Genomic DNA, 8,871 nt, shown 5'->3' with positions numbered 1-8,871 from the left:
CCGAGAAGCCGCCGCACCCCTTGCAGGAACCGGGCCCCACCGACCCCGCCAACCACTACAGTCACGTTCACTCAGACCTCGGCTGGAGTGCTCGCCGTAACGGTGGTGTGGTCCTTCTCGGCCTTGCGCGCCGCCAGCGCGACAGCGCAGAGCAGTGCGGCGAACACCCCGATCCCCGAGAGGACCGAGAAGATGACGATCGGCGGCCGGCCCGCGAGAAGGCCGCCCAGGATCGGTCCACAGACACCACCGATCCGGCCCACTCCGGCAACGAATCCGAGAACGCTGGTGCGGATATCGACGGGGAAGTAGGTGGCCACGTAGCCGAAAACGATCGGTTGCGTTCCGCCCGTCCCGGCCCCGGCGAGGAACAGAAAGACGTAGAGAACGGGCGACGGCAGGTGTACCGCGAGGGTCATGACGGCGACCGCGCCGACCGTGAAGGCCGCGAGAACTGCGTGACGTTCTCCGAACTTGTCCGCAATCCAGGAACCTCCGGACGCACCGGTGGCGGCTCCGAGGCTGAAGATCACCAGAAAGACCAATGCGGATCCGAGAGAGTAGCCGCTGGCCTTCATGATCTGCGGCAACCAGGTGAGCAGTCCGTACCACTGGATCTGGCCACAGAAGGTCAGCGCGGTGAACACTGCCAGCGCTCCCCATCCGGTGGGTCCGAGATTCTTGAAGACGACGCGCAAGGTGGGGCGGGCGGCCCGGCCGTCCGAACGCAGCGCGTGCGGCGTGGGCACCCAACGCCGGAGCTTCACCGCGGCGATCGGTACCACGGTCAGCAGGGGAAAAGCGCCCCCGACGAAGAAGACGCCGCGCCAGCCCAGCACCCCGAGGAAGGCCAGGGCGGTGAGAGCGGCCAGGACGCCACCAATGGGTATGCCGGCCAGGATCACGCCGTTGAGGAAGTTCTTCCGGTCTGCCGGTGCAACGCTCATCGTCACCGCGACCGCGGTGGGCACGACCCCGCCGAGGCCGAACCCTGCGAAGAACCGGGCGGCACCCAGCAGTTCGGCGGTGGGTGCCACGGCGCACAGCATCATGCCGACCGAGAACCAGCTGACGCAGAGCAGAAACAACCGCCGCACACCGTATCGGTCGGCGAGCACTCCGGCAGCGATGGATCCGATACCCATCCCCAGGATCGCCGCACTGGCGATCACTCCGACCTGCGCGGTCGTCAGACCCCAATCTGCGTAGTGGAGTAGGTTCGGCGTCGCGGCACCGAAGATGGCGAGGTCGTAGCCGTCAGCGGCTATCGCGAGAAATGCCAGGGCGGCGACGCCCACATATGCAGGAAAGCTGAGCCGATTGTTCATGTGTCTCCTCGAAGAAAGTAAGGGAGCCGCTCTGAATACTGTTGGAGATGAAGAGAATCGACCATCGAGCACATTCCCACTCAGGCCGACCGAGAACACAGCGGGACACGTGATCGATGCTCGCGAGGTCACCGACAGGTCACCCTCATCGCGCCGATCACCGCTGTATACGGATGAAAATCAGTGCGCCGAAACGAAAGTCAGGGCGCCACCGAGGAAGAGCCGGACCGCAGCCGCGCCGACATCCGATCGAACGGGTGCCCCAGACTGCGCAGTACGGCGCCCAGCGCGGCACCGGGATGTCCCAGTGCGGCGTCCAGCAGGTCGTCCAGATCGTCGACGTCCCGCCGCAGGGACTCGATGTTCGGGTCGAGTGCCTCCACCGCCCCGGAGCCCAGGTGCGCCAGCCGCGAGCGCTCCCCGAATTTCGGATCGAGATCGACGCCCTCGGAGGCCGTCAGAAGACTTGTCCCCTCGCGTCTTCGGTCCGCCACGAATGTGCGCTCGTGCCGCCCGGCCACCTTCAGCGCGACGTCCAGGTCCTCGCTGCGAAGGCTCGGAAGATCGGCGGGCAGTCCCGCCAGCCGGCAGCGCGGCCACCACTCGCGGGCCCGGCGACCACCTTCGCGCAGGGCGGCGTTCATGCCCGGCGTGCCCGGCAATACGAGTGGGACGACACCCGGCAACCGCACGTGGGCCGCGTCCTGGATCCGGTCGACGACAACGAGCACCACCTCCACCTGCGAGGCAGCCCGAACCGCAGAGACGGTGTCTCGGAACATTGCGCGAACCACCGCCTGCCGGGCTTCCGGCCGGAGCAGGAGTCGCGACTTCGCCGACGTGATGTCCCGCTGGGGAATCACGGCCACCCACGGTCCGCGGGGACCTCGACTGCGGGTTTCACCGCTCTCGGGAGCTGGATGTGCGGTCACTGGCCGACCATCCCGACGGCGAGCGGCAGCACGGACCTCGCCCTGTCGTCGAACCGTTCGGCTGCGGCGGTTCGTTCGGCGTCGACGGCTTCGTATGTGGTGGTGCGTTGCCGGGACGGTCGGCCTGCCGCCGCGGCCATGTTCGTGATGTCGGCGATGGTCTTCATCGATCCGTTGGTCGAACCGGCCATCCTGCTGATGGTTTCCTCCATCAGGGTGCCGCCGAGGTCGTTGACGCCACCGCGAAGCAGTTCCACGCATTCGTCCGGACCGAGCTTGACCCACGAGCACTGGATGTTGTCGATCTGACCGTGCAACATCAACCGCGCCAATGCGTGTACCGCGCGGTTGTCCCGTCGGGTCGGGCCCGGCCTCGCCAGGCCTGCGAGGTAGATGGGAGAGCTCTGGTGCACGAACGGCAGCGGAACGAACTCCGTGAAGCCGCCCGTCTCCCGCTGAATGTCCAGCAGTACACGGAGGTGGCCGACCCAGTGCCGGGGCTCGTCGACGTGGCCGTACATCATCGTCGAGGTGGTGCGGATCCCGAGTTCGTGTGCGGTCTTGACCACCCGAATCCATTCGGCCGCCGGCAGTTTGCCCTTGGTGAGCACCCACCGGATCTCGTCGTCGAGAATCTCGGCGGCGGTGCCCGGCACGGAATCGAGCCCGGCGTTGCGCGCCTCGGTCAGCCACTCGGCCACCGAGATGCCCATGCGCGACGCCCCGCTCACGATCTCCATCGGCGAGAACGCATGGAGGTGGATCTCCGGGGCCCGGCGTTTCGTCTCGGCGGCCAGGTCCAGATGGATGGTGCTGGGGAGACCGGGATCGATCCCGCCCTGCATGCAGATCTCGGTGGCGCCGACGTCCCAGGCCTGGGCGATCCGGTCCCCCACCTCGGAGACGGAGAGCCGGTACGAATCGGCGTCGCTGGCGCGTTGCGCGAACGCGCAGAATCGACAGCCGGTGTAGCAGACGTTACTGAAGTTCACGTTCCGGTTGACGACGTAGGTCACCGCGTCGCCCACCGTCGACTGCCGGACCTGGTCCGCCAAGGCGCACAGGGCATCCAGATCGGCGCCGTCGCAGTGGATGAGTGCCAGCGCCTCGTCGTCGCTGAGACTCGCGGGGTTCCGCTCGGCCGTGCGCAAGGCGGCGAGCACCTCACCGCCCAGACGGGGATGCGCGCCGGCCGCCGCGCGTGCGTTCATTTCCTCGCCGAGTACCGTCCAGTCGCCGAACGCGTTCGCGAAGTCGCTGCGGGTATCGGTACGACGCCCTTCCGCGTCGATCTCGAGGTGCAGATCGGTTCGGCCACTGGACTCGACGGGCGCGGCATCCTGCCACGGCCGGCCCTCCGGTAGCACGTCCGCGGCCAGACCGGTCTCCGGTTCGGCGAGCGCCAGCAGGTGCGGCCGGACCCGGGCGTCGATCCACGGATCTCCCGCGAGGACGTACTTCGGTTGGACGGCGAGGCGCTCCCGCAGCTCGAAACCGGCGGCAGCGCTCAGCTCACGGAGCCGGTCGATCTCCGGCCAGGGCCGTTCGGGGTTCACGTGGTCGGGGGTCAGCGGCGACACCCCGCCCCAGTCGTCGATGCCCGCCGCCAACAGCCGGCGCAGCTCACCCGGCTCCGACAGGTTGGGCGGGGCCTGCAGGCGCATCGAAGGTCCGAGGAGGATGCGTGCCACTGCGATCGTGGCCAGGTACTCCTCGTGGTCTGCATCGTCGGCCGACCGCATCGCGGTGTCGGGCTTGGCGCGGAAGTTCTGGACGATCACTTCCTGGATGGAGCCGTACTGCTTTGCGATCCGCCGGATCTGGAGGATCGACTCCACCCGATCGGCGTACGACTCGCCGATCCCCACCAGGATCCCGGTCGTGAAGGGGATGTTGGTGCGGGACGCGTCCTCGATGCAGGCCAGGCGGACGGAAGGATCCTTGTCCGGGGAGCCGTAGTGGCAGCCGCCGGGTTCCGCCCACAGCGAGCGGGCCGTGCTCTCGAGCATCAGCCCCATGGAACCGGCCACCGGCTTGAGGCGCTGAAGTTCGGCCCAGCTCATGACCCCCGGATTCAGATGGGGCACCAGGCCGGTCTCCTCGAGGACCAGCACCGCCATGGCCCGCACATAGGACAGCGTGTCGGCGTAGCCGCGCGATTCGAGCCAGTCGCGGGCGGCGTCCCACCGATCCTCGGGCCGGTCACCCAGCGTGAAAAGCGCCTCCTTGCAGCCCATCCGGGCGCCCGAGCGCGCGATCTCGAGGACTTGGTCCGGAGAGAGGAAGGGATCGTCGACCCGTCCGGGCGTCGTCGCGAAGGTGCAGTAGTGGCAGCGGTCCCGGCACAGCCGGGTGAGCGGTATGAACACTTTCCGGCTGTAGGTCACCACCCCCGGGCGGCCGGCGTCGAACAGGCCCGCCGACCGGACGGCCGCCGCGGCCTCGCACAGTCGGTCGAGGTCGGCGCCGCGCGCGCCCAGGAGGGTCTCGGCCTCACCGGCGTCGATCGTCTTGGCGGAACTCACCCGCGCGAGTGCGCGGCTCACACTCGTCATCTGGTCACTCCGATCCCCAAGCCCATGGAGCGGGCGATGAAGTCGAGCTGCACCGAGGGCGGACCGGCGACGACACGGGCGATGATCCCGTCGGAGTGGTGCATCGGGAGGGCGTGGTCGCGCACGTAGCCGTAGGCGCCCTGGATCTGCATCGCCAGCGCGGAGGCCTCTGCGTAGAGCTGGCCGGAGAGGAACTTCGCCATGGTGCTCTCCACCTCGCACGGCAGGCCCGCGTCGAAGAGGTCGGCCGAGCGGCGCACGGCACACCGGGCAGCGTCGAGCCTGACGAACATCTCGGCTAGGGGCAGTGTCACGCCCTGGTAGGTCGACAGCGCCTTGCCGAACTGCTCGCGATCGTTGGCGTAGTGGACGGTCATGTCGAGCACCGCGGCCACACTGCCGAGGAAGCCGGAGCTGATCATGATCCGCTCGAGCACCAGGCGTTCCTTCAGGATCTGCCATCCCTCGCCGGGCTCACCGAGCAGAGCCGTCGCGGGGAGCGCGACGTCGCGCAGGAAGACCTCGTAGATGCCGCTGATGTTCCGTCCCAGTGCAGGCATACGGCGGACCTCGACACCCGGATGGTCGACCGGGACGAGAAATACGCCGAGCTGGTCGCGCTTGCGGCCACCGCCGCCCACCCGGGCGACGAGTTCCATCACCGCGCCGGGCAGGCCCGCGCCTTCGCAGTAGGTCTTCTGACCGTTGAGAACCCAACCGTCCACGACCTTCTCGGCACGCGTGGCCACACTCGCCGCGTCGGAGCCCACGTCGGGTTCGCTGACCGCGATCGACAGGCGCGCGTCACCGGCCAGCACCGGCGCGCCGTACGTCTCCTGCTGCTCGGGGGTGCCCCAGCGGTGGATGTCGCGCAGTCCGCTGAGGTTCAGGTTGAACAGGGCCACGAGATCGGAGCTGGCCCGGCCGATCTCCTCGCAGAGCGTGATCAGCAGACCAGCCGTCCCCTCGACAGTCTCGCGGCCGGCCACCACGTCGTACCAGCCGAGGCGGGCGATCTCGCGGTACAGCTGCTCGGGATACGAACCCGCCTCGTCCCAGATTCGCACGTCGTGCGCGGGAGCGTGCCGGGCCAGGAACGCCCGGGCCGTGGTGCGCAGGTGCGCCTGCTCTTCGCTCTGAATGTGGATGCTGGTGGTCATGACTGCCTTTCGAGGGTGTTCGGTGGAGAGGTCCGCCGCCAGGCGGACAGGCCTGCTTTGAGATCGCGCAACAGCTCGGGCGGAAGCGCCGCGAGTCGGGCGGCCGTCTCACGCGCCTTCTCGTCGAGCGAGGTCTCGGGAACGACGTCCACCAGACCGAGCCCGGCGAGGTCGTCGGCGACGAAGCGCTCACCCAGAGCCAGGAGCCGCAGTGCCCGCGCCGGGCCGACGGCGGCCTCCAGCCTGCGCACCGTGCTGTCGGGTGGGGGGAAACCGAGTGGGAGCTCGGGGAATCGGAACGACGCGGCAGGCGAGGCCAGGACGATGTCCGCGGCCGCGGCGACGGCCCATCCGGCACCGACCGCGGCGCCCTGGACCGCGACCACCGCCGCCGGGTAGCCGCCCAGCAGGTCGAGGCTTTCCTCGATCAGGCGACGCCGAAGGCCCGGCCGGCCGCTCGCGGTGCCGTCGTCCGAACGCACGTCGGCACCTGCGCAGAACGCGGGCCCTTCGGCCCGCACGAGAACGACACCCGCACCCGCGCGTTTCCCCGCGGCGAGTCCGGCGACGAACGCCTGCAGCAGCGGCACGTCGAGGGCGTTGCGTGCCTCGGGACGATTGAGCGTCAGGACGACCAGACCGTCGAGGTGCTGGGCCGGGCACAGGTCCCGCGCCGCTTCCACGTGCGCGCTCATCCGAGTTCCGGCAGGACCTGGGAGGTGAGCAGCTCGACTGCCTCACGGGGATCGGGGCCGACCGGGGCACCGATGTAGGCCTCGGTGAATCCGGCGTCCTCCGCGTACTCGAGCAGCTCGGCCAGCGCCTCGATGCAGTCGCCGGGCGTGCCCGAGACGACGAGTTGGTCCGCGACTTCCTGCGGGAGGAGGTCGGCGGCGGCGTTCACGCCGTCACCTGCCTTGAGTGCCGCCCGGGTGGCGGCGTAGTCGGAGGGCTCGAAGCCCACCCGGTGGAGGTTCTCCGGAGGCTGCTGACTCACGATGAGCGTGGCCTGTCGTCGTGCGGCCGCGCAGGCGCTGTCCCGGTCGGCCGACACGGACAGGTTCACGCCGTAGATCCGGGTGAACTCTCCCCGCAGGCTGCGCTTGCGGCCCCGGTCGATCGAGTCGAGGTTGCTCACCGCGTCGAACTGGCCGCTGCGGAACGCCGCGAGGCTGTGCGCCGGGAAATTGCTGGCGCAGATGACGCCGTCGGCAAGCTCGCCGGCCATCTCCAGTACGCGCGGCCCGGCGCCGGCGACCACCACACGCACGTCGGCTTTGCTCGTCCAGGAGAACGACGCCCGGGCGTCCTCGCGCAATTTGAGGGCTTCACAGGTCCGCGGGTAGTCCCCCATGCGGATCGCGTCGCCCTCCCAGAGAATCCGGCACATTGCGATGAACTCGGCCACGTATTCCGTCGGGTTCTGTCGCGACATGAGCGCACTCACCAGCCCACCGCCGGTACCGATTCCCATACTGACCCTGCGCCCTTCGGGCATGAACTCCGCGAGGGTGGCCATGCTGGACGCCATCTCGAGCGGGTTGCGTCCGAAGGGGAACGTCACCGCCGTGCCGACGCCCACGCCGGTGCGCGCAGCGATGGCGCCGAGGAGAACCGCAACGCCTCGGGACTGGAGTTGGTCGCTGAGCCAGACGGTCTCGAAACTCCGAGCAGCGATCTCTGCCACTTCCACCATCTGTGGCCCGTCAGCCCAGCCGTGAAGCTGGATTCCTTTGATCATGGAACTTCTCTTCATGATATTGAACTCGAATCACTATATGGAACAGATTAGGGGCAGAATGCGGCGACGGTCAAGAGTCGGGCCCAACCTCTTCGGGCGCCGCTCAGGGCCGGGCGTACGCCGGAGTGACCAGGAACGTGCTTCGAATCTCCGAGATGAGCGGGCCGTCGCTCTCCGTGCGCGCCTTCACCGCGAGCCACCGGGGATCGGTCTGGAACCGTGCCCAGTGCGCGTCCGCAGCCTCGGCGTCGGGGAAGGCCACCAGGTACACGATCCGGCCGCGGTTGCCCGCCTCGTGCCAGAAGCCGTCGACCTGCAGCCCGAATTCCGCGAACAGGGCCAGGGTCTCGTCGGCGAACCTGCGATGAAGGTCGTCGGCGCGGCCCGGTAGAGCGATGTACTCACGCAGCTCGTGGATCATGAACAACCCCGTTCACAGCGAGACCCGAGTGCGTCTTGTAGCGCTTGTTGACGTTGATGAGAACGGCGGTCAGCGGTTCGAGCTGCCGCGCCACCCGCAGTACCCCGCCGTCGATGCCGGGCCGACCGGTGATCGCGACTGCGAGCCGGGCCACCTCGTCCTTGGCGGTCCGGTCGTCGCCGCACACGAGCACATCCTCTTGGACGAGGCCTTCGTGCTCCCAGAGTGTGACCGCCGACAGGTGGTGGAACGCAGCCACGACGGTGGCGTCGGGCACCAGGTCCCGCAACTGCTCGGCAGCGCTGCCCTCCTCGACGTCCAGACCGTAGGCCCCGGCCTTGTCGAAGCCGAGCGGGTTCACACAGCTGACCAGGAGCTTGCCCGCGAAAACGGGAGCCAACTCGGAGACCAGCTCACGATGGCCCTGGTACGGGACGGCCAACAGGACGATGGGGCAGTCGGCGGCGGCCGACGCGTTGTCGGCGGCGCTGACCCGGGCGCCGTCACCGGCGCGTCTGCGCACCTCGGCGGCCGCCTCCTCGGCGCGTTCGATCGAACGCGATCCGATCACGACGTGTCGGCCGGCCGCTGCGAACCGGTACGCCAGCCCCTTTCCCTGGGGCCCGGTGCCGCCGACGACGGCGATCTTGTTGCTGGTCATCTCTGTCTCCTACGAACAGTGGACGGGATACCTCGGGCGTGGCACCCGGAGGTGGGCAGCCGACCATCGAGGG

At 68.7% G+C, this 8,871-nt stretch carries 8 protein-coding genes; all 8 read right to left on the bottom strand.

What is annotated here, in order from left to right:
- Positions 1–71: 71 nt before the first annotated feature.
- Complete coding sequence (locus P3H15_RS12760; protein WP_276137563.1) at positions 72–1,328, bottom strand: MFS transporter; 1,257 nt, start codon at positions 1,326–1,328, stop codon at positions 72–74.
- 200 nt (positions 1,329–1,528) lie between these two features.
- Positions 1,529–2,260 (bottom strand): 2-phospho-L-lactate guanylyltransferase, encoded by a 732-nt coding sequence (gene cofC, locus P3H15_RS12755; protein ID WP_276137562.1) that lies wholly within the window; start codon positions 2,258–2,260, stop codon positions 1,529–1,531.
- Positions 2,257–4,815, bottom strand: a complete 2,559-nt coding sequence (locus tag P3H15_RS12750; RefSeq protein ID WP_276137561.1) for a bifunctional FO biosynthesis protein CofGH — start codon at positions 4,813–4,815, stop codon at positions 2,257–2,259. Before P3H15_RS12750 ends, cofC begins: the two co-directional genes overlap by 4 nt.
- The gene (locus P3H15_RS12745; protein ID WP_276137560.1) at positions 4,812–5,975 is read right to left on the bottom strand and encodes an acyl-CoA dehydrogenase family protein; all 1,164 of its coding nucleotides are present in this window, start codon (positions 5,973–5,975) and stop codon (positions 4,812–4,814) included. The genes P3H15_RS12750 and P3H15_RS12745 overlap by 4 nt, the downstream gene beginning before the upstream one ends.
- Complete coding sequence (locus tag P3H15_RS12740) at positions 5,972–6,670, bottom strand: enoyl-CoA hydratase/isomerase family protein (protein ID WP_276137559.1); 699 nt, start codon at positions 6,668–6,670, stop codon at positions 5,972–5,974. Before P3H15_RS12740 ends, P3H15_RS12745 begins: the two co-directional genes overlap by 4 nt.
- Positions 6,667–7,716, bottom strand: coding sequence for an LLM class flavin-dependent oxidoreductase (locus tag P3H15_RS12735; protein ID WP_276137558.1), 1,050 nt, complete (start codon positions 7,714–7,716; stop codon positions 6,667–6,669). Before P3H15_RS12735 ends, P3H15_RS12740 begins: the two co-directional genes overlap by 4 nt.
- Before the next feature lie 103 nt (positions 7,717–7,819).
- Positions 7,820–8,137, bottom strand: coding sequence for an NIPSNAP family protein (locus P3H15_RS12730; protein ID WP_072938775.1), 318 nt, complete (start codon positions 8,135–8,137; stop codon positions 7,820–7,822).
- The gene (gene npdG / locus P3H15_RS12725) at positions 8,118–8,798 is read right to left on the bottom strand and encodes an NADPH-dependent F420 reductase (RefSeq protein WP_276137557.1); all 681 of its coding nucleotides are present in this window, start codon (positions 8,796–8,798) and stop codon (positions 8,118–8,120) included. The genes P3H15_RS12730 and npdG overlap by 20 nt, the downstream gene beginning before the upstream one ends.
- Positions 8,799–8,871 lie beyond the last annotated feature (73 nt).

The organism is Rhodococcus sp. T2V, from assembly GCF_029269925.1.
Classification (GTDB): domain Bacteria; phylum Actinomycetota; class Actinomycetes; order Mycobacteriales; family Mycobacteriaceae; genus Rhodococcus_F; species Rhodococcus_F koreensis.
This window is presented reverse-complemented; position numbering and strand designations above follow the sequence as displayed.

Coding starts and splice junctions, on each gene's coding strand:
- P3H15_RS12760 (WP_276137563.1), bottom strand. CDS start 1,328: ATGAACAATCGGCTCAGCTTTCCTGCATATGTGGGCGTCGCCGCCCTG.
- P3H15_RS12750 (WP_276137561.1), bottom strand. CDS start 4,815: ATGACGAGTGTGAGCCGCGCACTCGCGCGGGTGAGTTCCGCCAAGACG.
- P3H15_RS12745 (WP_276137560.1), bottom strand. CDS start 5,975: ATGACCACCAGCATCCACATTCAGAGCGAAGAGCAGGCGCACCTGCGC.
- P3H15_RS12740 (WP_276137559.1), bottom strand. CDS start 6,670: ATGAGCGCGCACGTGGAAGCGGCGCGGGACCTGTGCCCGGCCCAGCAC.
- P3H15_RS12735 (WP_276137558.1), bottom strand. CDS start 7,716: ATGATCAAAGGAATCCAGCTTCACGGCTGGGCTGACGGGCCACAGATG.
- P3H15_RS12730 (WP_072938775.1), bottom strand. CDS start 8,137: ATGATCCACGAGCTGCGTGAGTACATCGCTCTACCGGGCCGCGCCGAC.
- npdG (WP_276137557.1), bottom strand. CDS start 8,798: ATGACCAGCAACAAGATCGCCGTCGTCGGCGGCACCGGGCCCCAGGGA.